Annotated in this window: 22 protein-coding genes; 8 read left to right on the top strand and 14 right to left on the bottom strand. The window is 60.2% G+C overall.

The genetic code is table 11. The features are described 5' to 3' along the window. The 4 genes from ACYP2Q_RS29295 to ACYP2Q_RS29280 form a co-directional block, all read left to right on the top strand. The coding region (locus ACYP2Q_RS29295) for an aldehyde dehydrogenase family protein (RefSeq protein ID WP_345894469.1) at positions 1 to 131 on the top strand (131 nt) is incomplete at its 5' end. A gap of 273 nt (positions 132 to 404) precedes the next feature. Then, on the top strand, positions 405 to 1,889 hold the full coding sequence (locus tag ACYP2Q_RS29290) for an APC family permease (RefSeq protein ID WP_459733651.1): 1,485 nt from the start codon (positions 405 to 407) through the stop codon (positions 1,887 to 1,889). A 193-nt stretch (positions 1,890 to 2,082) separates the two neighbouring features. Beyond that, positions 2,083 to 2,331 (top strand): CopG family ribbon-helix-helix protein, encoded by a 249-nt coding sequence (locus ACYP2Q_RS29285; RefSeq protein WP_459733650.1) that lies wholly within the window; start codon positions 2,083 to 2,085, stop codon positions 2,329 to 2,331. After that, on the top strand, positions 2,309 to 2,599 hold the full coding sequence (locus ACYP2Q_RS29280; RefSeq protein WP_459733649.1) for a type II toxin-antitoxin system RelE/ParE family toxin: 291 nt from the start codon (positions 2,309 to 2,311) through the stop codon (positions 2,597 to 2,599). The genes ACYP2Q_RS29285 and ACYP2Q_RS29280 overlap by 23 nt, the downstream gene beginning before the upstream one ends. 52 nt (positions 2,600 to 2,651) lie before the next feature. Here ACYP2Q_RS29280 and ACYP2Q_RS29275 read toward each other — a convergent pair whose 3' ends face one another. Next, the gene (locus ACYP2Q_RS29275) at positions 2,652 to 2,837 is read right to left on the bottom strand and encodes a hypothetical protein (protein ID WP_459733648.1); all 186 of its coding nucleotides are present in this window, start codon (positions 2,835 to 2,837) and stop codon (positions 2,652 to 2,654) included. Positions 2,838 to 3,249: 412 nt separating this feature from the next. Between ACYP2Q_RS29275 and ACYP2Q_RS29270 the strand changes: the two genes are divergently transcribed. Beyond that, positions 3,250 to 4,875 (top strand): glucan biosynthesis protein D, encoded by a 1,626-nt coding sequence (locus ACYP2Q_RS29270; protein ID WP_459733647.1) that lies wholly within the window; start codon positions 3,250 to 3,252, stop codon positions 4,873 to 4,875. Positions 4,876 to 4,960: 85 nt separating this feature from the next. Here ACYP2Q_RS29270 and ACYP2Q_RS29265 read toward each other — a convergent pair whose 3' ends face one another. From ACYP2Q_RS29265 to ACYP2Q_RS29255, 3 genes are all read right to left on the bottom strand, one after another. Further along, complete coding sequence (locus ACYP2Q_RS29265) at positions 4,961 to 6,067, bottom strand: NADH:flavin oxidoreductase/NADH oxidase (protein WP_459733646.1); 1,107 nt, start codon at positions 6,065 to 6,067, stop codon at positions 4,961 to 4,963. Positions 6,068 to 6,343: 276 nt separating this feature from the next. Continuing rightward, positions 6,344 to 8,053 carry a single-stranded-DNA-specific exonuclease RecJ gene (gene recJ / locus ACYP2Q_RS29260; protein WP_459733645.1) on the bottom strand — a complete coding sequence of 570 codons (1,710 nt, stop codon included), beginning with the start codon at positions 8,051 to 8,053 and terminating at the stop codon, positions 6,344 to 6,346. Between the two features lie 57 nt (positions 8,054 to 8,110). After that, positions 8,111 to 8,653, bottom strand: coding sequence for a YaeQ family protein (locus ACYP2Q_RS29255; RefSeq protein ID WP_096795211.1), 543 nt, complete (start codon positions 8,651 to 8,653; stop codon positions 8,111 to 8,113). Between the two features lie 147 nt (positions 8,654 to 8,800). On the opposite strand from ACYP2Q_RS29255, the gene ACYP2Q_RS29250 reads away from it, so the two are divergent. Together ACYP2Q_RS29250 and ACYP2Q_RS29245 are read left to right on the top strand one after the other, a co-directional pair. Beyond that, on the top strand, positions 8,801 to 10,000 hold the full coding sequence (locus tag ACYP2Q_RS29250; RefSeq protein WP_459733644.1) for a CaiB/BaiF CoA transferase family protein: 1,200 nt from the start codon (positions 8,801 to 8,803) through the stop codon (positions 9,998 to 10,000). Then, positions 9,954 to 10,922 carry a TIGR02285 family protein gene (locus tag ACYP2Q_RS29245; protein WP_459733643.1) on the top strand — a complete coding sequence of 323 codons (969 nt, stop codon included), beginning with the start codon at positions 9,954 to 9,956 and terminating at the stop codon, positions 10,920 to 10,922. The genes ACYP2Q_RS29250 and ACYP2Q_RS29245 overlap by 47 nt, the downstream gene beginning before the upstream one ends. Positions 10,923 to 11,092: 170 nt before the next feature. On the opposite strand, the gene ACYP2Q_RS29240 is transcribed toward ACYP2Q_RS29245, so the two are convergent. From ACYP2Q_RS29240 to xerD, 6 genes are all read right to left on the bottom strand, one after another. Further along, entirely contained in the window at positions 11,093 to 11,380 is a 288-nt protein-coding gene (locus ACYP2Q_RS29240; RefSeq protein ID WP_459733641.1) for a DUF3509 domain-containing protein, read from the bottom strand. Between the two features lie 4 nt (positions 11,381 to 11,384). Beyond that, positions 11,385 to 12,896, bottom strand: coding sequence for a transporter substrate-binding domain-containing protein (locus tag ACYP2Q_RS29235; RefSeq protein ID WP_459733653.1), 1,512 nt, complete (start codon positions 12,894 to 12,896; stop codon positions 11,385 to 11,387). 121 nt (positions 12,897 to 13,017) lie between these two features. Then, complete coding sequence (gene thrC, locus ACYP2Q_RS29230; protein WP_459733640.1) at positions 13,018 to 14,427, bottom strand: threonine synthase; 1,410 nt, start codon at positions 14,425 to 14,427, stop codon at positions 13,018 to 13,020. Positions 14,428 to 14,493: 66 nt separating this feature from the next. After that, positions 14,494 to 15,798 carry a homoserine dehydrogenase gene (locus ACYP2Q_RS29225; protein ID WP_046820355.1) on the bottom strand — a complete coding sequence of 435 codons (1,305 nt, stop codon included), beginning with the start codon at positions 15,796 to 15,798 and terminating at the stop codon, positions 14,494 to 14,496. A 133-nt stretch (positions 15,799 to 15,931) separates the two neighbouring features. Then, a complete protein-coding gene (gene dsbC, locus ACYP2Q_RS29220; protein ID WP_008057812.1) occupies positions 15,932 to 16,663 on the bottom strand; it encodes a bifunctional protein-disulfide isomerase/oxidoreductase DsbC in 732 nt (243 codons plus the stop codon). A gap of 265 nt (positions 16,664 to 16,928) precedes the next feature. Further along, a complete protein-coding gene (gene xerD, locus ACYP2Q_RS29215; RefSeq protein ID WP_459733639.1) occupies positions 16,929 to 17,825 on the bottom strand; it encodes a site-specific tyrosine recombinase XerD in 897 nt (298 codons plus the stop codon). 106 nt (positions 17,826 to 17,931) lie between these two features. Here xerD and ACYP2Q_RS29210 point away from each other — a divergent pair, with 106 nt between their 5' ends. After that, positions 17,932 to 19,743, top strand: coding sequence for a cation:proton antiporter (locus ACYP2Q_RS29210; protein WP_459733638.1), 1,812 nt, complete (start codon positions 17,932 to 17,934; stop codon positions 19,741 to 19,743). A 147-nt stretch (positions 19,744 to 19,890) separates the two neighbouring features. Here the strand turns inward: ACYP2Q_RS29210 and rplS are convergent, their stop codons facing one another. From rplS to rpsP, 4 genes are read right to left on the bottom strand one after another with little or no spacing between them, the layout of a single operon-like run. Continuing rightward, positions 19,891 to 20,241 (bottom strand): 50S ribosomal protein L19, encoded by a 351-nt coding sequence (gene rplS, locus ACYP2Q_RS29205; RefSeq protein ID WP_003175895.1) that lies wholly within the window; start codon positions 20,239 to 20,241, stop codon positions 19,891 to 19,893. A 45-nt stretch (positions 20,242 to 20,286) separates the two neighbouring features. Beyond that, a complete protein-coding gene (trmD, locus tag ACYP2Q_RS29200; RefSeq protein ID WP_046820359.1) occupies positions 20,287 to 21,039 on the bottom strand; it encodes a tRNA (guanosine(37)-N1)-methyltransferase TrmD in 753 nt (250 codons plus the stop codon). Between the two features lie 2 nt (positions 21,040 to 21,041). Continuing rightward, positions 21,042 to 21,578, bottom strand: a complete 537-nt coding sequence (rimM, locus tag ACYP2Q_RS29195; protein WP_007972729.1) for a ribosome maturation factor RimM — start codon at positions 21,576 to 21,578, stop codon at positions 21,042 to 21,044. Between the two features lie 5 nt (positions 21,579 to 21,583). Beyond that, positions 21,584 to 21,835 (bottom strand): 30S ribosomal protein S16, encoded by a 252-nt coding sequence (gene rpsP / locus ACYP2Q_RS29190; RefSeq protein WP_003198088.1) that lies wholly within the window; start codon positions 21,833 to 21,835, stop codon positions 21,584 to 21,586. Positions 21,836 to 21,888 lie beyond the last annotated feature (53 nt).

Below are 21,888 nucleotides of genomic sequence, written 5' to 3'. Positions count from 1 at the left end.
TCAACACGCACTTCATGCTGGTCAGCGAGATGCCTCATGGCGGGCAGAAGCTGTCCGGGTACGGCAAGGACATGTCGATGTATGGGCTGGAGGACTACACCGTTGTGCGGCATGTGATGTTCAAGCACTAACAAACGCATCGCCTGTAGGAGCGAGCTTGCTCGCGATGGAGGTCAACGATGACGCGTATTACCTGATGCGCCGCGGTGCCCTCAGGTTCTTCGCGAGCGAGCTCGCTCCTACAGCGATGGTGTCACCTCGGTTTCAAGGCAGAAACCGGCATTAGGCACCAACAGGCTCCACCCCAAAAAATCAAAACAATAACCACCGATCCGGGCGGCGCCCCCAAGCCCCGCCCACGGTATCGGACATCCGAAATCTGCCGATTTTCCGGAGAAACACACATGAGTGCATCACCCGATCTCTCTTCCGCCATCGCCGACAGCGACGCCGAGCAGCTGCGGAAACTGGGCTACACGTCCAACTTCAATCGCAGCATGAGCCTGTGGGAAAACTTCGCCTTGGGCTTCACCTATCTGTCACCGGTCGTAGGGGTTTATACCCTCTTCGGCCTGTGCCTCGCCGCCGGTGGGCCACCGATGTTCTGGGCCTACCTGCTGGTCGGTTGCGGCCAGTTGCTGGTGTGCCTGATCTTCGGTGAAGTGGTTTCGCAGTTCCCGATTTCCGGTGGCGTGTATCCGTGGGCGCGTCGCCTGGTGGGCAAGCGCTGGGCGTGGATGGTCGGCTGGATCTACTCCATCGCCCTGTGCGTGACCATTGCCGCCGTTGCCGTCGGCGCCGGCCCGTACCTGGCTGCCATGCTCGGTTTTGAACCGAGCAACAACACCAACATCGTCATTGCCCTGGTACTGACGCTGTTCGCTACCCTGGTCAACCTCAGCGGTACCAAGGTGCTGGCGCGCATTGCCATGTTCGGCTTCCTCTGCGAGCTGGTCGGCGCGGTGATCGTCGGAGTCTACCTGCTGGTCTTCGAGCGTCATCAGTCGATCAGCGTGCTGTTCAACACCTTCGACATCAGCGTCAACGGCTCCTACCTGCCGGCCTTTCTCACTGCATCGCTGGCCGGGATGTTCCTGTACTACGGCTTCGAGGCCTGCGGCGACGTAGCCGAAGAAACCCCGAACCCGAGCAAGCAGATCCCGGTGGCCATGCGCATGACGATCTACATCGGCGGCGTTGCCGCGATGTTCGCTTGCCTGGCACTGATCCTCGCCGTGCCGGACATGCAAGCGGTCATCGATGGCACTGACAAGGACCCGGTCGGTACCATCCTCAGCAACGCTTTCGGCCCGGTCGGCTCGAAAATGGTGATGGGCGTGGTGATGATTTCCTTCATTTCCTGCGTCATCAGCCTGCAAGCGGCGGCGAGTCGCCTGCTGTATTCCTACGCTCGAGACGAAATGGTCATCGGCAGCCGACTGCTGAAAAAGATTTCTCCGACGACCCAGGTGCCGGTTGCCGCGCTGTTCGTGTCCGGCGTCCTGCCGGCGCTGATCATCATCCTCGGCTTCTTCCTGCAGGATGCGGTCGCCACCATCGTCAGCTTCGCCGCCATCGGCATCTACCTGGCCTTCCAGATGATCGTGCTCGCGGCGCTGTACGCCCGCCTAAAAGGCTGGAAACCCAGCGGCAAATTCACCCTCGGCGCCTGGGGCTGGGCGGTGAACATCGGCGCGCTGGTCTATGGCGTCGGCGCCATCATCAACATGGCCTGGCCACGTACCCCGGACGCCGCGTGGTACATCAACTACGCCATGGTCCTGAGCACCGCCATCGTCATCGGCCTGGGGTTGCTCTACATGTGGATCGCCAAGCCGTATGACCACGGTAAGGCGCCCGCCGGGGATGCCTGGAAGGTTAGTCGCTAACAAAAATTGCCCCGGTGCCAGTAGGCACCGGGCCTTCAACAGGCAAGCATTTCGAAACAGTTCCTCGCGACCCGCGGATGTTTACCCGGCTAGAGTTTCCTCAACCACGCACGCGGTACCGGTTGACGATAGACGCAACAGAGCCTAGGGTGTTTACGTAGTTTACAGCGTATACATCTTTAGGAGAGCCACCATGGCCTCGCCCGTTTTGTCTTTTCGTGTCGAAGAACTTCTGGCCCAACAGCTGGATCAGCTAGCAGCGGCCACTGACCGCGACCGTCAATACCACCTCAAGCGTGCACTGGTTCGATACGTGGAAGCCGAGTCCTGGCATCTGCAAGCCATCAGCGACGGCATAGTCGATGCCGATGCCGGAAAACTGACCGATCTGGACGCCGTGAAGGCTAAGTGGGCAAAACGTGCCGAGCGTAGTACTGACTGAGAAAGCCGAAAGCGACCTGGATGCCATCCATGAACATTACCGAGAGGTCGTAGGCGCGACTACTGCCATCGAAATCATTGCAACCATGCTGCAGTCTTTTCGGCAGTTGGAGCATTTTCCCGGCTCAGGCAGGCCTTCTGTCATGCCTGATGTACGAGAGCTGGTGTTTGGCCGCTATCCCTTCATTGCCCCGTATCGATTCGCCAATGGTCAGATACAGGTGTTGCGAGTGCTGCATCAGCGCTCCGAACGCTCCGAGGATTGGTAAGGGGAGAACATCCAGCCGCGGCAGAGTTGCCGCGACTGAAGGTTCCATTTCATCAAAACCGCGAAACACTGCGCATCGCATCCACCAGATAGCGCATTGCAATGCGGTCACTTTCCGACAACTCCCGATAGCGCTCCACCAACTTCATCTCCTCGCTATTGAGCCGCCGCCTTCGTCGGCCGATGGCCAGACACGGAAAGATTCCCAGGATTTCGGTGATGCCTTGTACTTTCGACATGGACGATGTCCTTCTCTACGTCAAAGAAAACTTCAGAAACCGCATCGCCCTACCCCTTTTCAGCAGCCAGCCTGTGCCCGCTGAAGCCACCGGCCCGAAGGGCAGAAGCCGGTCATGCCCATAGAATAGGAATTATCCGGGCGCTGAAAAGCGGTTTTTAGAGTAATTAGTCAAAAAAAGCAGATATGCCCTCTAAATCAGAATCTGCTGTCGGAAACGTTAACCGACATCTCTTGTTTCATTGCCGCGCCATCGTCACGCCATCAATCATTTTTTCTGCACAACCGAACGGTTTAAGCTATTCGTTATCTGTTGAAAGGCAGTTGCGTTTGGCCGAAGGCATGTCCGAACCGATATTCTTGATCCAACAGTGCCAGGAACGGCGCGGGATCGTTCACGACAGGTTGTACTTATGCATCGCAGGAATTTGCTCAAAGCCTCCATGGCCATTGCGGCCTACACCGGTTTGTCGGCCACCGGCCTGCTCGCTGCCCGTGCCTGGGCAAGCAATGGCACAGCGGATGGCGAGGCTCAGGCGTTCGACTTCGAAGCGCTGAAGGTCCAGGCCAAGAAACTGGCCAGCGATCGCTACCAGGACACCAAGCAGGTGCTGCCGCCCACCCTGGCGACCATGACCCCGCAGAATTTCAACGCCATTCGTTATGACGGCAAGCATTCGTTGTGGAATGACCTGAATGGCCAGCTGGATGTGCAGTTTTTCCACGTCGGCATGGGTTTTCGCCAGCCGGTGCGCATGTACAGCGTCGATCCGAACACTCACATGGCCCGCGAAGTCCATTTCCGCCCTTCGTTGTTCAACTATGAAAACACCTCGGTCGATACCCAGCAGCTCAAGGGCGACCTGGGCTTTTCCGGCTTCAAGCTGTTCAAGGCGCCGGAACTGGACAAACACGACGTGGTGTCTTTCCTCGGCGCCAGCTACTTCCGCGCGGTAGACGCCAGCGGCCAGTACGGCTTGTCAGCCCGCGGCCTGGCGATCGACACCTATGCGAAGAAGCGCGAAGAATTCCCCGACTTCACCAAGTTCTGGTTCGAGACACCAGGCAAGGACAGCACGCGCTTCGTGGTCTATGCCTTGCTCGATTCGCCGAGCGCCACCGGCGCCTACCGTTTTGACATTGATTGCCAGGCCGAGCGCGTGGTGATGGAGGTCGACGCCCATGTCAATGCGCGCACCGCCATCGAACAACTGGGCATCGCGCCGATGACCAGCATGTTCAGCTGCGGCACCCACGAGCGGCGCATGTGCGACACCATTCACCCGCAGATCCACGACTCCGATCGCCTGGCGATGTGGCGTGGCAACGGTGAGTGGATCTGCCGCCCGTTGAACAACCCGGCCACCCTGCAATTCAACGCCTTCACCGACAAGGACCCGAAAGGTTTCGGCCTGGTGCAGACCGATCACGAGTTCGCCAGCTATCAGGACACCGTCGACTGGTACAGCCGACGCCCGAGCCTGTGGGTCGAACCAACGACCGCGTGGGGCGAAGGTTCTATCGACCTGCTGGAAATTCCTACCACCGGCGAGACCCTCGATAACATCGTTGCCTTCTGGACCCCGAAAAAACCAGTCGCGGCCGGCGACTCGCTGAACTACGGCTACCGACTCTACTGGAGCGCCCTGCCACCCGTCGGCACGCCGCTGGCGCGGGTCAACGCAACCCGTTCGGGCATGGGCGGTTTCACCGAAGGCTGGGCACCGGGCGAGCATTATCCGCAAGTCTGGGCCCGTCGCTTTGCGGTGGACTTTACCGGTGGTGGTCTGGATCGCTTGCCTGAGGGCGCCGGGATAGAGCCGGTGGTGACTTGCTCAAACGGCCAGGTAAAGGACTTCAACGTGCTGGTGCTCGATGACATCAAGGGCTACCGCATCACCTTTGACTGGTACCCGACCAACGACAGTGTCGAGCCCGTGGAGCTGCGCCTGTTCATCCGCACCAATGACCGGACGCTGAGTGAGACCTGGTTGTACCAGTACTTCCCGCCGGCGGCGGACAAGCGCAAGTACACCTAAATCAAAAGATCGCAGCCTGCGGCAGCGCCCACAGGCGCGTTGGAGCTGCCGCAGGCTGCGATCTTTTGACGTTAGAAAACCTCAATCAATCACGCAAATCCGACTCATGAATGGGCTGCTCGCGATGGGTTGCACGGTGATACTGCGCCGGCCATATGGCCTTGCGCCCACCCAGGTCATCGTCGGCATGCAGCGCCCAATAGGGATCACGCAACAGCTCGCGAGCTAGGAAGATGATGTCGGCCTGACAGGTGCGCAGAATATGCTCGGCCTGTGCGGGCTCGGTGATCATGCCTACAGTACCGGTGGAGATGCCCGACTCCTTGCGCACACGTTCGGCGAAACGGGTCTGATAGCCCGGGCCCGTGGGGATTTCCGCGTTGACCGCCGTGCCGCCTGACGACACATCGATCAGGTCCACGCCAAGGTCTTTCAGGCGCCGTGCCAGCTCGACGGTTTCATCCGGGTTCCAGCCATCCTCCACCCAGTCGGTGGCCGACACCCGCACAAACAGCGGCAATTCCTCCGGCCAGACCGCCCGTACCGCTTCGGTTACTTGCAACACCAGTCGAATTCGATTTTCGAAAGAACCACCGTACTGGTCACGCCGCTGATTACTCAGGGGCGACAGAAACTGGTGCAGCAGATAGCCATGGGCCGCGTGCACTTCGACCACCTTGAAACCGGCGGTCAACGCTCGTTTCGCCGAGTCGATAAAGGCCTGGATGACCTCAGCGATCTCGCCTTCGTCGAGCTGTTTGGGTTGTGTGTGCTGCGGGTCGAAGGCGATCGGTGACGGGCCGACCGGCTGCCAGCCGCCCTCGTCGATTTTTACGCTGCCATGCTTGCCGAGCCAAGGTCGATAGGTACTGGCCTTGCGTCCGGCATGGGCCAGCTGGATGCCGGCGACGGCGCCCTGAGCGGCAATGAACCGGGTGATACGTTGCAGGGGTTCGATCTGTTCATCGTTCCACAGGCCAAGATCCTGGTCGGTGATACGTCCGTCGGCCGTGACCGCCGTGGCTTCGGTAAATACCAGACCTGCGCCGCCGACCGCGCGGCTGCCGAGGTGGACCAGGTGCCAGTCATTGGCCAGGCCGTCGACACTCGAATACTGGCACATCGGCGATACCGCGATGCGGTTGAGCAGGGTCAATTGACGAAGGGTGTAGGGTTCAAGCAGCAGACTCATGGGGCACCTCTCAAATCAGTGGTCAGGCTCCAGGGTTCTGTTTGAATAGTCGACGAGTGACAGGAAAAGGATGCAGCACCCGCCCCCGCGGGCAAAAAATTGACAAGACGTCACAAGGATAATCAAGCAGTGCTTAGAGCCTAGTCGACATCGGGGGATATCGCCCCCTGTAGGAGCGAGCATGCTCGCGATGGTCGTGAACGATAACGCTGGGGGCCTGATACCCCGCGGTTTCCTGACGTCCATCGCGAGCGAGCTCGCTCCTACAGGATTGGGTCAACGCGGTTCGATGTGGGCAATCATCAGCTGAACAGTCTCATTGCCGCGGAACTCGTTAACGTCGAGTTTGTAAGCCACTTCCACCCACTTGATGGTCGGATTCGGCCAGACCTCACGGTCGATCCCGAAGGCAATGCCGTCGAGCTTGACCGAGCCGCACTCGCTCCTGAGCACCACCTTGAGGTGCCGTTCGCCAACAACACGCTGCTCGACCAATTGAAACACCCCATGAAACAGCGGCTCCGGGAAGTGTTGTCCCCAAGGGCCGGCATGGCGCAAGGCACGGGCCAGTTCCAGGTGAAACTCCTCGACCGCCAGGGTGCCGTCCGACAACAGGCGCCCGGTCAGGTCTTCGTCGCGCAATTGACGACGAACCTCGCCATCGAAGGCTTCGGCGAACAACGGAAAATTCGCCTCAGGCAGCGTCAGGCCAGCGGCCATGGCATGGCCACCGTACTTGGTGATCAGGTTCGGATGCTGCGCCGCCACCACGCTCAGGGCGTCGCGAATATGAAAGCCCTGGACCGAACGCCCCGACCCCTTGAGCAACCCGTCGCCGGCATCGGCAAAGGCGATGGTCGGGCGGAAATAACGCTCTTTCATGCGCGACGCGAGGATGCCGATGACACCCTGGTGCCATTCGGGATCGAACAGGCACAGGCCAAATGGCATCGATTCCACCGGCAAATCCTTGAGCTGGGCCAGCGCTTCACGCTGCATGCCCTGCTCGATGGATTTACGGTCCTGGTTCATCCCGTCCAGCTGCGCCGCCATCTCACGGGCCAGCGTCGCGTCGTCGGTCAGCAGGCATTCGATGCCCAGGCTCATGTCATCCAGCCGCCCGGCAGCGTTGAGGCGCGGGCCGACGATAAACCCCAGGTCGGTGGAGGTGATGCGCGCATGATCACGCTTGGCCACTTCGAGAATCGCCTTGATCCCCGGCCGGGCACGGCCGGCGCGAATCCGTTCGAGGCCCTGATGCACCAGGATCCGGTTATTGGCATCCAGCGGCACCACGTCGGCCACGCTGCCCAGCGCCACCAGATCGAGCAGTTCGCCGATGTTCGGCTGCGGCTTGCTGGCGTACCAGCCGAGTTCACGCAACCGCGCACGCAAGGCCATCAACACATAGAAGATCACCCCGACACCCGCCAGCGCCTTGCTCGGGAACGTACAACCTGGCTGGTTCGGATTGACGATGGCATCGGCCAGCGGCAGTTCATCGCCGGGCAAATGGTGGTCGGTGACCAGCACCTTGAGCCCCGCCTTTTTCGCCGCGGCCACGCCTTCGACACTGGAAATGCCGTTGTCCACGGTAATCAGCAACTGAGGCTGACGCTCCAGCGCCACCGCGACGATTTCCGGGGTCAGGCCGTAGCCGTAGTCAAACCGGTTGGGCACCAGATAGTCGACGTGCGCCGCCCCCAACAAGCGCAAGCCCAGTGTGCCCACGGTACTGGCTGTGGCGCCGTCGGCATCGAAGTCGCCCACGATCAGGATCCGCTGACGCTGTTCGAGCGCGGTCACCAGCAATTCCACCGCCGCCTCGATACCCTTGAGCTGCTGGAACGGAATCAGCCGCGCCAGGCTTTTGTCCAGTTCGGCTTCGGATAACACGCCCCGCGCTGCGTACAGGCGGGTCAGCAGCGGTGGAATGTCACCGAGAAATGGCAGGGTGTCGGGCAGCAGGCGAGGTTCGATGCGCATGGGGTGACAGGGGCTTCTCTTCAATTCGTAGGATAAAACCGGTGAGGCAGCGACTGATCAGCCGCGTTCGCCCTGCAACCACTGCAACTGGACTTCATGCTGGCCACGGTCGTCGGTGACGAAGATCGTCCCTTCGCTGATCATCACGTCCCACTTGATGACGCGGGGCATGTCCTTGGCCAGGGTTTCCAGGACTTCCTGGGGGACAGCCGCGATGTTGACGTTTTTCAGGTTCTTGATCGCCGGGATCACCTTGCCTTCCCAGACGCGCAGGCTGCCATAGGCCAGCAGGCTGGTGCGTTCGGTGCGGCGCGAGCACCAGGTCAGGCGATCGGCGTCCGGCTGGCCGACTTCGATCCAGTGCAGGACACGGTCATCCAGGCTCTTTTCCCACAGGGCCGGTTCATCCACGTCCGACAGGCCACGGCCAAATGACAGCTGTTCGTTGTACCAGAGGGCGTAGGCCAACAGGCGCACGGTCATGCGCTCTTCGGTTTCCGAAGGGTGGCGGGCGATGGTCTGCTTGACGGACTCGTAGACGCTGCGATCGAGGTCGGTGAGGTTCAGTTCAAACTTGTAGGTCGTGGACGGCTGGGCCATGAACGGGCTTCTTGATACGGGGAAAGGCGGCAAGTCTAACCGATGCAGCCACCAATCAACGAATAGAAGCAGATCTCCCTTGGGCGCCTGACAGTCGGCTATGTTAAAACTCTGTACTCGCTCAACCTTTGTCCTACAGGAACCCGCATGCCGTCCTCTGCCAAACCGCTCTCAGGCCTGAAAGTCATCGAACTGGGTACCTTGATCGCCGGCCCGTTTGCCTCGCGCATCTGCGCTGAATTCGGTGCCGATGTGGTCAAGGTCGAATCGCCGGACGGCGGCGATCCATTGCGCAAATGGCGCAAGTTGTACGAGGGCACCTCGCTGTGGTGGTTCGTTCAGGCACGCAATAAAAAGTCACTGACGCTGAACCTCAAGCACCCGGACGGCCTGGCGATCCTGAAGAAACTGCTCAGTGAAGCGGACATCCTGATCGAGAACTTCCGTCCCGGCGTGCTGGAAAAGCTCGGCCTGGGCTGGGAAGTCCTGCACGCACTGAATCCCAAGCTGGTCATGGTGCGCCTCTCAGGCTTCGGGCAGACCGGCCCGATGAAGGATCAGCCCGGGTTTGGCGCGGTCGGTGAATCCATGGGCGGCCTGCGCTACATCACCGGGTTCGACGACCGGCCGCCGGTGCGCACCGGGATTTCCATCGGTGACTCGATTGCCGCGCTGTGGGGCGTGATCGGTGCCCTGATGGCCCTGCGTCACCGCGAGGTCAATGGCGGTGCGGGGCAAGTGGTGGACGTGGCGCTCTACGAGGCGATCTTCGCCATGATGGAAAGCATGGTGCCGGAGTTCGACGTGTTCGGTTTCATCCGCGAACGCACCGGCAACATCATGCCGGGCATCACACCCTCCTCGATCCACACCAGTGCCGATGGCAAGCATGTGCAGATCGGCGCCAATGGCGATGCGATCTTCAAGCGTTTCATGCGGGTCTTGGGCCGCGAAGACCTGGCCAACGACCCGGTCCTGGCCAGTAACGACGGCCGCGACAGCCGTCGCGACGAAATCTACGGGGTCATCGATCGCTGGGTCAATTCGTTGCCCCTGGACAGCGTCATCGAGCAACTGAATCAGGCCGACGTACCGGCCAGCCGGATCTTCAGCGCCGAAGACATGTTCAGCGATCCTCAGTACCTCGCCCGGGAAATGTTCCTGCAGGCCAAGCTGCCCGATGGCAAGGACTTCAAGATGCCGGGGATCGTGCCGAAACTTTCAGAGACACCCGGTGATTGTGAATGGGTCGGGCCGCAACTGGGCGAGCACAATGCCCAGGTACTCCAGGAACTTGGCTATGACGCGTCGCAGATCACACAGCTGCGCAAAGACGGAGCCATCTGAGCTCAAGCGTCTGTTTGCGCGACTCATCAAGCTCTGCCTGTTGCTGGACGGGCGGCGATTGGGCGCGTTGGCGAGTCTGCTCCTGATCATCAGCCTGGCCGCCCCGGTGTCGGCGCAGGCCAAGGAATCCCTGGTCTGGCTGAAACGCGATCTGCCGCCGCTGTTCATTTTCGACGGTCCGGAAAAAGGCCGGGGTGTCATCGATCAATTGCTCCATCAACTGATCGCCGGCATGCCGCAGTACCAGCACAGTGTGCTGAAGGTCAATCGTGCCCGTGGCTTGCAGATGCTTCACGAACCGGCCCTCACCTGCGATGCGGCACTGAACTGGAGCAAGGAGCGCGAAAGCTGGATCGCCTTTTCACTGCCGGTCTTTCGCGCCATGAGCAATGGCCTGGCTGTGCGGCGTAACGATCGGGAAGTACTGTCGCCTTTCCTCAAGGATGGAGAGGTGGACCTGGCGGCCCTGTTGGCCACCGGCGAGGTGACGCTGGGCATTGTTGCCGAACGCAACTATGGCGAGTACCTCGACGGCTTGCTCAAGCAGGCGCCGGGCAAGGTGCTGACGTCGCACTACGGCAACGACGCCCTGGGCAGCCTGTTGCAGATGCAACGCCTGGGACGCCTGCAATTGCTGTTGGGCTATCGTCCGGAAATTCGCTATCAGGCGCAGCAACAAGGGATCGCTGAAGATGAACTGCAGTTCTACCCGATTCATGGCACCGGCAAATACCTGTCCGGCTACATAGGCTGCACCAATACGCCCCAGGGCCACCAGGCGATTGTCGAGATCAACCAACTGCTGCGTGCACTACCCCGGGATCACTTGAGCGAGGCGTACGCTGGGTGGCTCGACCCGCAAAGTCGCAGCGACTACCTGCAAGCGGCCAAGGAATTTTTCGAGCATCAGGACGGCTACTGACAAATCCCGGACAAAAAGAAACCCCGAGAAGTGGGGAGACGACTCGGGGTTAAACGTGGTCTTTTCAAGGACCCGTAACGGCAAGCGGCAAGCACCGGAGCACAATGCTTGATCTTGCTGTTACTAGGTCTGACTGATGGGGATGCAGGAAGGTTCCCACATCCGACAATTCAATTTCGGCTGGCCAGCAGCTTGTCCTGTGCCGCATTGCGCAACGCCGCTATAACACAGGGCTCCAGGCGTCCTTCAGCAATCAGCACGTCGCGGTGCAAGCCGTCGACCACATCCGTGAGCTGACGCTTATCGCTCAACTGCGCCTGATTGAACGCGCGATCGACCACCACGGCGCCGATTGCGTTCTTCAATGTCACCCGGCATTCGCCATGAATGCCCGACGGGGTCAACGTCACCTGGTACGGGCTCAGAGCCTCACCGAGCAAGAGACTGATACTTTCCATCCGATCACCACTCAATAGTCCGAAAACAAAGTGCCTGGGGGCGTGTGTACAGTAAATGACCGCTGGCCCGGGTAGAAAGTTCTGAAGACCGAGTGCAGGTGAACCTGCGCCTCTGGTCGATAGAGCATGCACGGTGAAGATGACAGGGAAAAAACAACAACGTCAAGACTGTCCGGTTCGCCGCTTGCCTCCAGCCGCCGAGCAAGCCTCGCAGCTGGCCGTCGGCACCGTAGAACGGCACCGTCCACTGGTAGATAGCCCGGGGGCCTGTCTTGAACATCAATTGCCGCTCGCAGAAGAGCGGCTTTCGTGTGCCCAGCTGGGCCATGAACTCCTCATGCAACAGTTCGGCGGTCTCCTTGGGCAGCAGGTCGAGCTCGATCAATTGCCGCCCCTGTATCCGCTCGAAACGGGTCGACAGGCTCTCCTCATAACGCTTGTTGCACAGGATCAAACGCCCCCGGAGATCACGGACGAACAGCGGATCGGGCATGGCGTCGATCAAGGCGTGCTGGAAGGCCAGTTGATCGCCCAGGTCCTGTTCGGCCTTCTGTCGTTGCCGGACCAGCACCGCCAGGCGGCGGCTCCAGAGCAGCGACAGCAAAACGAACAGGCTGGCGACCAACAGGCCCCAGCCACCCCAGGGGGCAAATCGTTGCCAGGCGTTCGGGGCCGGAGTATCGCCATTGATCCACTTCGAGCGCAGGGCGCGTAGTTCGGCGGGAGGAAAAGCCTCAAGGGCTTTGTTCAGGATGCTCAACAGCTGCGGCTGACCTTTGCGCACCGTCAGGTAATCCGGGTCCCACTGGCCTTCCACCACTTGCCCGACCTGAAGCTGGCCGGCGGGAAAAAGTTGTGCGCCTGTTTCGCTGTCGAGGGTGGCATGGGCCTCACCGCTTTCCACCAGCGCGCGGGCTTCAGCGTAGGTCTTGACCGAACGCAACTCGATGGCTGGGTAGTCACGACGGATCACCGCCTCCATGGCATGTCGCGTCGGCAGTACCAACACACGTTTGGCCAACTGCTGCAGAGACTCGACCTGAGGCGCCCCTGCTCGCCCGACAAACACCCAGCCCGAGCCGCCAAAGGAATGGCTGAAATCCAGGAATTCCTTTCGCTCGTCATTCATTGCCAGTATGGTGCTCATGTCCGCTTCGCCCCGCTCCAGGCGTTCAAGCATATGCTCGATGGAGAACGACTCGACATGGACAAAACGCAACCCTGTCATGGCGCTGATGCGATCAAGCATATCCTTGTTCAGCCCGCTCCATTGGCCACGATCATTCCTGAACAGGTACCGCGGGTACTCCAACGACGCCACCTTGACTGGTGGGTGCTTGGCAATCCATTTCAGCTCCTTGGCATCCAGAGCAATCCGCACACCGGCGACCGCCTTCGCCGAAACAGGATCAGGCGCGGCCATTACCCATTGGGCCATGGTTCCCAGTACAACGCCCAGCACACTGAGCAAAAGCAGCCAGCCTGTTGCTGGCCTTGATTTCCTGTAAGCCGGCATTGCCACATCCCTGGTGATCAGTTTGCCCGTTTCCATGGGCGACTCCTGCTCGCAAGTGTGGCATGCACAAACAGGAAAGCCCGTCAGGAGACGGGCTTTCTTATGTGACAAGGTTTGCCTGTTACAAAGGCTTACCGCGATTGCCATGTTGACTGACAAAGGCCTGCACGGCCTTGAGGTCATTCGGCAATACGGTGCATCGCTCGTCTCTTCCAAACAAATCGGAAAGATGTGCAGGGAGCTCAAGCGCTTTTCCTACACCGGCTTTCTCTACGGCATCCGGGAACTTGACCGGATGGGCCGTGCCCAGGATTACCATCGGGATATCCAGGCTGCGACGGCATTCCCGTGCGGCCTTGACGCCGATCGCGGTGTGCGGGTCCAGCACCTCACCGGTCTGCTCAAAGACTTCGGCGATGGTTTCGCAGGTTTGCGCATCGTCCACGGCCAACGAGTCGAACAGTTTGCGCGCTTCAGTCCAGCGCTCCTGCTCGACGCTGAAACCGCCGCCCTGCTTGAAGCTGTCCATCAGCCCGGCAATGGCCGCGCCGTTGCGACCGTGCAGGTCGAACAGCAGGCGTTCGAAGTTCGAGGACACCATGATGTCCATCGACGGCGACAGCGTGGCGTGCAGGGTTTCCTTGACGTACTGGTTGCCGCTCATGAAGCGGTGCAGGATGTCATTGCGGTTGGTGGCGACGATCAACTGGTTGATCGGCAGGCCCATGTTGCGCGCCAGGTAACCGGCGAAGATGTCGCCGAAGTTACCGGTTGGCACCGAGAACGCCACCGAGCGCGCCGGACCGCCCAGCTGCAGGGCTGCGTGGAAGTAGTAAACGATCTGGGCCATGATCCGCGCCCAGTTGATCGAGTTCACTGCCACCAGGCGAGTGCCCTTGAGGAAGCCCTGGTCGGCGAAGCTCGCCTTGACCATTTCCTGGCAGTCATCGAAGTTGCCTTCGATGGCGATGTTGTGGATGTTCTCGCCGAAAATGGTGGTCATCTGCCGACGCTGCACTTCCGAGACACGGTTGTGCGGGTGCAGGATGAAGATGTCGACGTTTTCGCAGTGCTTGCAGCCTTCGATCGCAGCCGAGCCCGTATCGCCGGAAGTGGCGCCGACGATCACCACGCGCTCGCCGCGCTTTTCCAGCACGTAGTCGAGCAGGCGACCGAGCAGTTGCAGGGCGAAGTCCTTGAACGCCAGGGTCGGGCCGTGGAACAGCTCCAACACCCACTCATTGCCGTTCAACTGGCGCAGCGGTGCCACGGCGTTGTGGGAAAAAACGCCGTAGGTTTCTTCAAGTATTTTTTTGAAATCGGCATCCGGAATGCTGCCGGTCACGAACGGGCGCATCACCCGGAAGGCCAGTTCGTGATACGGCAGGCCGGCCCAGGAAGCGATTTCTTCCTGGGTGAAACGTGGCAGGTTTTCCGGGACGTACAGACCGCCGTCGGTGGCAAGGCCTGCCAGCAGGACGTCTTCGAAATTCAGGGCCGGTGCCTGGCCGCGGGTACTGATGTAACGCATGACTGACTCCAATGGACAGTGTTCGCAATGCCGGGCCAGCTCGCTGGCCCGGTAAACGATAACGGCTTAGTTCAGGTGCTCGACGCGGATCCGTACGACCGGACCGACCACGCCCGCCAGGGCTTCGAGAGCAGCAATGGCATCGTTGATGCGCTGCTCCACCACACGGTGGGTCAGCAGGATCATCGGTACCAGGCCATCGTGCTCCTCGGCTTCCTTCTGCATGATCGACTCGATGTTGATACCACGCTCGGACAGGATGCTGGCCACCTGGGCCAGAACGCCCGGATGGTCCTTGGCCTGGATCCGCAGGTAGTACGCGCTTTCGCAGGCATCGATCGGCAGGATCGGGTGCGCCGACAGCGAATCCGGCTGGAAGGCCAGGTGGGGTACACGGTTTTCCGGGTCCGAGGTCATGGCGCGAACCACGTCCACCAGGTCGGCGATCACCGACGAAGCGGTCGGCTCCATACCGGCACCGGCACCGTAGAACAAGGTCGACCCGGCGGCGTCGCCGTTGACCATCACCGCGTTCATCACGCCATTGACGTTGGCGATCAGGCGATCGGCCGGGATCAGCGTCGGGTGCACGCGCAGTTCGATACCCGCCGCGGTGCTGCGCGCCACGCCCAGGTGCTTGATGCGGTAACCCAGCGCTTCAGCGTAGTTCACGTCGGCGGTGGTCAGCTTGGTGATGCCTTCGGTGTAGGCCTTGTCGAATTGCAGCGGAATGCCGAATGCAATGGACGCCAGGATCGTCAGCTTGTGCGCCGCATCAATGCCTTCAACGTCAAAGGTCGGGTCGGCTTCGGCGTAGCCCAGGGCTTGCGCTTCGGCCAATACGTCTTCGAAGGTCCGGCCTTTCTCGCGCATCTCGGTGAGAATGAAGTTACCGGTACCATTGATGATGCCAGCCACCCAGTTGATGCGGTTGGCGGACAGGCCTTCACGGATCGCCTTGATCACTGGAATGCCACCGGCCACGGCCGCTTCGAACGCGACGATCACGCCCTTCTCGCGTGCCTTGGCGAAAATTTCATTACCGTGAACGGCGATAAGCGCCTTGTTCGCGGTGACCACATGCTTGCCATTCTCGATGGCCTTGAGTACCAGCTCGCGGGCAACGGTGTAGCCGCCCATCAGCTCTATGACGATGTCGATCTCAGGGTTCGTGGCCACTTCGAAGACATCGGTGGTAATCGCAATACCGGTCGTTTGGAACTGAGGCTTTGGCGTGCGCATGGCAATTTGTGCCACTTCGATTCCACGCCCGGCACGACGAGCAATTTCCTCGGCGTTGCGCTGAAGTACGTTGAAGGTACCGCCACCGACGGTCCCTAACCCACAGATGCCTACTTTGACCGGTTTCACTGTGAACTCCCCATAAAACGGCCGACTCGAGGCCGGCCGTGAAAACAGCCGCATGCTCGCGGCTCTCTATTGATGGCCCGGCTGGAACTGCCACCGGGCCACGCTCGTGCACGGCTGACCGTGACGATACGAATTACTTGGCACTGAGCGCCAGTTTGGCGACTTGTGGCGCCGGCTGGTAGCCCGGAATGACCTGACCGTCGGCCAAAACGATGGCCGGCGTGCCGTTCACGCCAATCGACTGCCCGAGGGCGAACTGCTTGGATACCGGGTTATCGCACTTGGCGGCCTTGATTTCCTTGCCGTCGACCATCTTGTCCATGGCCGCTTTCTTGTCTTTCGAGCACCAGACCGCCTGCAGTTGCTCGTCACCCGGCGAACCCAGACCCTGGCGCGGGAACGCCACGTAACGCACTTCGATGCCGCGCTTGTTCAGCTCAGGCACTTCGGCGTGCAGTTTGTGACAGTACGGGCAGGTGGTGTCGGTGAAGACGGTGATGTGCGACTTGGTTTCGCCGATGGCCGGGTACACCACGGTTTCCGCGACAGGGATGGCGTTGACCAGCTTGGAAACGCCCAGGCGCTCGGTTTTCTCGGTCAGGTTGACCGGTTTGCCGTCCTTGAGCTGGAACATGTAGCCCTGGACCACGTACTGGCCGTCGGCGCTGGCGTAGAGCACGCGGCTGCCTTGCAGCTTGACTTCGTACAGGCCTGGCAGAGGGCTGGCGGAAATGCTTTCTACCGGTACTTCGAGCTGGAGGTTTTCCAGGCTTTTACGAATGGCTTTATCGGCCGCGTCATCGGCGACGGCAAAGGTACTGACCAACGCAATGGCAGCGGCGGCGAAAATCTGGGTCAGACGCATGAGAACTCCTGAAGGCGGACAAATGGGACGCTCGGAACGCCCGGGCCGAAACACCGGGTCACAAACGCCCATCGTGCAAACTGGCAAAGCCTACCACATAAGGTTCGTGTGGCCGAATGCGCCTGTCGCAAGACATTGCACCCACCAAATCCCCTTGTGGGAGCGGGCTTGCTCGCGAAGGCGGTGTATCAGCCGCCATCCAGTCGAATGACACACCGCTTTCGCGAGCAAGCCCGCTTACACATAAAGCAGATCGCAGCCAGCGTCAGCCGCGGGGGTGGTGTTTGGCGTGCAGATCCTGCAAGCGTGCGCGGGCGACGTGGGTATAGATCTGGGTAGTCGACAAGTCGCTATGACCGAGCAGCATCTGCACCACTCGCAAATCCGCGCCGTGGTTGAGCAGGTGCGTGGCGAACGCGTGGCGCAAGGTGTGCGGAGACAGCGACTTGCCGATCCCGGCGACCTTGGCCTGGTGCTTGATCCGGTGCCAGAACGTCTGGCGGGTCATCTGCTCGCCACGCTGGCTGGGGAACAACACATCACTGGGGCGCCCGCCCAGCAACTCGCCACGACCATCGCGCAGATAGCGTTCGACCCAGACGATCGCCTCCTCGCCCATCGGCACCAGCCGCTCCTTGCTGCCCTTGCCCATCACCCGCAGCACGCCCTGGCGCAGGTTGACCTGCTCCAGCGTCAGGCTGATCAGCTCCGTCACGCGCAAGCCGCAGGCATAAAGCACTTCGAGCATGGCGCGGTCGCGTTGGCCGATGGCTTCGCTCAAATCCGGCGCCTTGAGCAGGGCTTCAACGTCAGCTTCCGACAGGGACTTAGGTAAAGGCCTACCTAACTGCGGCATGTCGATGCGCAAGGTCGGATCGACGGCAATCAGCTTTTCCCGCAGCAGGTAGCGATAAAAGCCACGCACACCCGAAAGAAATCGTGCCGTGGAGCGCGGTTTGTAGTTCTGCTCCAGACGCCAGGCCAGGTGATCGAGGATCAACTCGCGTCCGGCATTGACCAATTCCAGGCCCTTCTCCTGCAGCCAGCCGTTGAACAGGGCCAGGTCGCTGCGATAGGCATCGCGGGTGTTGTCGGAAAGACCTTTCTCGAGCCACAGCGCGTCGAGGAATTGGTCTATCAGTGGATGATCGATAGCAGGCATGATCGCTCTGGACACGCGGTCTTGAGACGGCGTGCGGAAAAAAAGTGAAAGGAATAATTGGCCGCTAGTCTTTCATAGCCGGCTACTTCAAGGAACAGGAGCTTCAATGAACGAACAGCAGATTCTGTTGGCGATTGGCGGTATCGGAGCCGCGGCGTTGGGTTGTCAGTGGCTGGCGTGGCGCTTGAAATTGCCGGCGATCCTTTTCCTGCTGCTGACCGGGATTCTGGTCGGGCCGATCCTGGGATGGCTCGACCCGCAGGTGATGTTCGGCCCGCTGCTGATGCCGCTGGTCTCGCTGGCGGTGGCGCTGATCCTGTTTGAAGGCAGCCTGACCCTGCATCTGTCGGAATGGCGCGAGATCGGCAGCGTGGTGCATCGACTGGTCACCCTCGGCGCGCTCTCGACCTGGATAGTCATCGCGGTCGCGACCCACTACCTGCTGGATTTTGACTGGCTGCTCGCGATTCTCTTCGGCAGCCTGACGCTGGTCACCGGCCCCACGGTGATCGTGCCGATGTTGCGCGTGGTGCGGCCGAAAGCCTCGATTGCCAACATCCTGCGCTGGGAAGGCATTGTCATCGACCCGATTGGCGCCCTGCTCGCCGTGGTGGTCTACAGCTTCATCATCGCCAGCGCGGCGGGTGAAGGCCTGAGCCATAGCCTGCTGACCTTCGGCGGGGTGATTCTGTGTGGCAGCGTGTTCGGCGTAGCCGGTGGCTGGGTGCTCGGCATGATTATCCGACGTCAGTGGCTGCCGGAGTACTTGCACAACCTGGCCGCGCTGGCCTCGGTGCTGGGGATTTTCATCGCCGCCAACGCCGTGATGCACGAATCCGGCCTGCTGGCCGTGACCTTGATGGGCATGTGGCTGGCCAACATGAAGGGCGTGGATGTGCGGCACATCCTGCACTTCAAGGAAAACCTCAGCGTGCTGCTCATTTCGGGTCTGTTCATCTTGCTGGCGGCGCGCCTTGACCTGAACGCCATGATCGGCCTCGGGCCGCTGGTGCTGATCCTGCTGCTGATCATCCAGCTCATCGCCCGCCCTCTTAACGTGATGCTCTCCACCTTTGGCTCGAATTTGAGCTGGCGCGAACGGGCGTTGCTGTCGTGGATTGCCCCTCGCGGAATCGTCGCGGCAGCGGTGTCGGCGATTTTCGCGATTCGCCTGCATGAGGCCGGCCATCAGGGTGCCTTGCTGCTGGTGCCCCTGACCTTTGCCGTGATCATCGGCACCGTGGTGCTGCAAAGCGCCACGGCGCGGCCACTGGCGCGCTTGCTGAAAGTCGCCGAACCGGCGCCCAGCGGCTTCCTCATCGTCGGCGCCAACGCTCCGGCGCGAACCCTGGGCAAGGCCTTGCAGCAACTGGGCAGTCGCGTGCTGCTGACAGATTCGAGCTGGGAAAACATTCGGGCGGCGCGCATGGAAGGTTTGCCGACCTACTTCGGCAATCCGGCATCGCAGCATGCTGATGCGCACCTGGACCTGGTCGGGTTGGGGCATTTGTTGACGCTGTCGCCCTCCGGCGAACTGAATACGCTGGCGTCCATGCGCTTTCGCCATGACTTTGGTCATCAACGCTTGTTCGGCCTGGCCAGCGGCCAGGAGAGCCGACGCACCGACAAGCATCGCGCCAGCCATGAGCATCGCGGGCGTTTGCTGGGCGATGAGGAGTTAACCTATATCAAGCTGGCCAATCAGCTGCATCAGGGGGCTGAGTTGTACAGCACGAACCTGACCGAGGGCTTTGGCTGGGAGGATTATCAGGCGTTGCATGGCGAGCGTGCGACGCTGCTGTTTGCTCGTGATGACAGTGGCTGGGTGCATGTGGTGACGCCGGACAGTGCGCTCAAGCCCTCGGCGGGGTGGACGTTGTTGGCGTTGATTCAGCCGGAGGTCAGCGGCGCTGCTTGAATCGAATCGCGAGCAAGCTCGCTCCTACAGGAGTGAGCCTGCTCGCGACGGCGGCGACTCGGTTGCTTGTCGGGCCGTGAACCGGAGAAATCGCAGGCAACAAAAAAGCAGCCCGTAGGCTGCTTTTTTCTGCATCGGAAGCTGGACTTAAGCCAGTTTTTCCTTGATGCGAGCTGCTTTACCCGACAGGTCACGCAGGTAGTACAGCTTGGCTTTACGTACGTCACCGCGACGCTTGACAGCCATGCTGTCGATTTGCGGGGAGTAGGTCTGGAAAGTACGCTCTACGCCAACACCGTTGGAGATCTTACGCACGGTGAATGCACTGTTTACGCCGCGGTTACGCTTGGCGATTACAACGCCTTCGAACGCTTGCAGACGCGAACGGTCGCCTTCCTTCACTTTCACCTGAACGACAATGGTGTCGCCCGGGGCAAAGGTAGGGATCTCTTTGGTCATCTGCTCTGCTTCGAGTGCAAGGATGATTTTGTTAGTCATGCTGTGCTCCTAAGGTAAATCGTCGGATCTACCATCGATACGTTGTTAACTATCGTCCCGCTCGCGGATGTATTCCTCGAGCAGCTTCTTCTCTTCTCCAGAAAGCGAGCGGCTTTCCAGAAGATCGGCGCGTCGTTCATAGGTCCGACCAAGGGACTGCTGTAAACGCCAACGCCGGATGTGCGCGTGATTGCCACTTAGCAATACGTCGGGAACACGCTGATCCGCATACACCTCCGGTCGGGTGTAGTGCGGGCAATCCAGCAAACCATCCGTAAAGGAATCTTCCTCGGCGGAGTCCGCATGCCCTAAAGCTCCAGGCAGCAGTCGTGTAACCGCATCGATCAGGACCATCGCCGGCAGCTCGCCGCCAGACAGTACATAGTCGCCAATCGACCACTCTTCATCGACATGAGCATCAATAAAACGCTCGTCAATGCCTTCATAGCGGCCGGCAATCAGGATCAATGCATCCAGATTCGCCAACTCGCGTACCGCCGACTGAGTCAGTTGACGGCCTTGGGGCGACAGGTAAATCACCTTCGCGCCCTCCCCGGCGACTGCCTTGGCCTGAACCAGAGCATCTTCCAGGGGCTTGATCTTCATCACCATGCCCGGACCACCGCCAAATGGGCGATCGTCCACAGTGTGATGTCGATCCGTCGTGTAGTCCCGCGGATTCCAACAGGTGAGCTGCAACAGCCCCTGTTTCACCGCCCGACTGGTGATGCCGTACTCGCTGATGGCGGAGAACATCTCGGGAAACAAACTGATCACTTCTACGCGCAAGTTAGCCACGCTTAGAAGTCCGCATCCCAATCCACCTTCATCTCGCCTGCGGCCAGGTCGACGGCCAACACACATTGCTCCGTATAGGGCAACAGGCGTTCGCGATCATCCAGGCTGCCAGCGCAAGGCTTGACCACCATTACATCGTTCGAGCCGGTCTCCAGCAGGTGATCGATCTTCCCGAACAATTGTCCGAGGGTGTCGATGACCTTGAGACCTTCCAGCTGGTACCAGTAGTACTCGCCGTCGGTCAGTTCAGGGAACAGGTTGCGCGGCACGCAGATCTCATAACCGGCCAGAAGACGAGCTTCTTCACGATCATCGAGACCCTTGAGCTTTGCGACCAGGAACTTGTCGTTCCCGCGTCCGCTGACCAGCTCTACCTGCTTTACATTGCCGTCACGCTTGAGCGTCCAGGTTTTGTAATCCAGCAGGTTCTTGATCGGATCAGTAAAGGAATACACCTTCACTTCGCCGCGAACGCCGTGAACCGAATAAATCTTGCCGATAACGATCAAATCATCAGCAACAGCTGGCGTCGCGTTCATATTGCTCAGGCCGCAGCCTTGGCAGATTCCTTCAACAACTGAGCAACACGCTCAGAAGGTTGTGCACCAACGCTCAGCCAGTAGGCTACGCGCTCTTGGTTCACGGACAGACGAACTTCCTGGCCACGAGCAACAGGGTTGAAGAAACCAACCTGTTCCTTGTGCGAACCGTCGCGCGGGTTACGGCTGTCGGTTACGGTCAGGTGGTAAAACGGGCGCTTTTTGGAGCCGCCAAGGGCAAGACGGATTGTTAGCATGTGAACATCGTTCCTGTAGTCGGTGCTGCAAATCTAAAGGCACAGCGGGCATA

Source organism: Pseudomonas sp. MHK4, from assembly GCF_054600775.1.
This window is presented reverse-complemented; position numbering and strand designations above follow the sequence as displayed.

Excerpts from the sequence above, each read along its gene's own strand:
- ACYP2Q_RS29235 (WP_459733653.1), bottom strand. The coding sequence starts at position 12,896 with ATGCCGGCTTACAGGAAATCAAGGCCAGCAACAGGCTGGCTGCTTTTG.
- ACYP2Q_RS29285 (WP_459733650.1), top strand. The coding sequence starts at position 2,083 with ATGGCCTCGCCCGTTTTGTCTTTTCGTGTCGAAGAACTTCTGGCCCAA.
- ACYP2Q_RS29275 (WP_459733648.1), bottom strand. The coding sequence starts at position 2,837 with ATGTCGAAAGTACAAGGCATCACCGAAATCCTGGGAATCTTTCCGTGT.
- ACYP2Q_RS29245 (WP_459733643.1), top strand. The coding sequence starts at position 9,954 with ATGACGCGTCGCAGATCACACAGCTGCGCAAAGACGGAGCCATCTGAG.
- ACYP2Q_RS29250 (WP_459733644.1), top strand. The coding sequence starts at position 8,801 with ATGCCGTCCTCTGCCAAACCGCTCTCAGGCCTGAAAGTCATCGAACTG.
- ACYP2Q_RS29210 (WP_459733638.1), top strand. The coding sequence starts at position 17,932 with ATGAACGAACAGCAGATTCTGTTGGCGATTGGCGGTATCGGAGCCGCG.
- rplS (WP_003175895.1), bottom strand. The coding sequence starts at position 20,241 with ATGACTAACAAAATCATCCTTGCACTCGAAGCAGAGCAGATGACCAAA.
- ACYP2Q_RS29240 (WP_459733641.1), bottom strand. The coding sequence starts at position 11,380 with ATGGAAAGTATCAGTCTCTTGCTCGGTGAGGCTCTGAGCCCGTACCAG.
- recJ (WP_459733645.1), bottom strand. The coding sequence starts at position 8,053 with ATGCGCATCGAACCTCGCCTGCTGCCCGACACCCTGCCATTTCTCGGT.
- thrC (WP_459733640.1), bottom strand. The coding sequence starts at position 14,427 with ATGCGTTACATCAGTACCCGCGGCCAGGCACCGGCCCTGAATTTCGAA.
- rimM (WP_007972729.1), bottom strand. The coding sequence starts at position 21,578 with ATGAACGCGACGCCAGCTGTTGCTGATGATTTGATCGTTATCGGCAAG.
- dsbC (WP_008057812.1), bottom strand. The coding sequence starts at position 16,663 with ATGCGTCTGACCCAGATTTTCGCCGCCGCTGCCATTGCGTTGGTCAGT.
- ACYP2Q_RS29270 (WP_459733647.1), top strand. The coding sequence starts at position 3,250 with ATGCATCGCAGGAATTTGCTCAAAGCCTCCATGGCCATTGCGGCCTAC.
- ACYP2Q_RS29290 (WP_459733651.1), top strand. The coding sequence starts at position 405 with ATGAGTGCATCACCCGATCTCTCTTCCGCCATCGCCGACAGCGACGCC.
- rpsP (WP_003198088.1), bottom strand. The coding sequence starts at position 21,835 with ATGCTAACAATCCGTCTTGCCCTTGGCGGCTCCAAAAAGCGCCCGTTT.
- ACYP2Q_RS29255 (WP_096795211.1), bottom strand. The coding sequence starts at position 8,653 with ATGGCCCAGCCGTCCACGACCTACAAGTTTGAACTGAACCTCACCGAC.
- xerD (WP_459733639.1), bottom strand. The coding sequence starts at position 17,825 with ATGCCTGCTATCGATCATCCACTGATAGACCAATTCCTCGACGCGCTG.
- ACYP2Q_RS29265 (WP_459733646.1), bottom strand. The coding sequence starts at position 6,067 with ATGAGTCTGCTGCTTGAACCCTACACCCTTCGTCAATTGACCCTGCTC.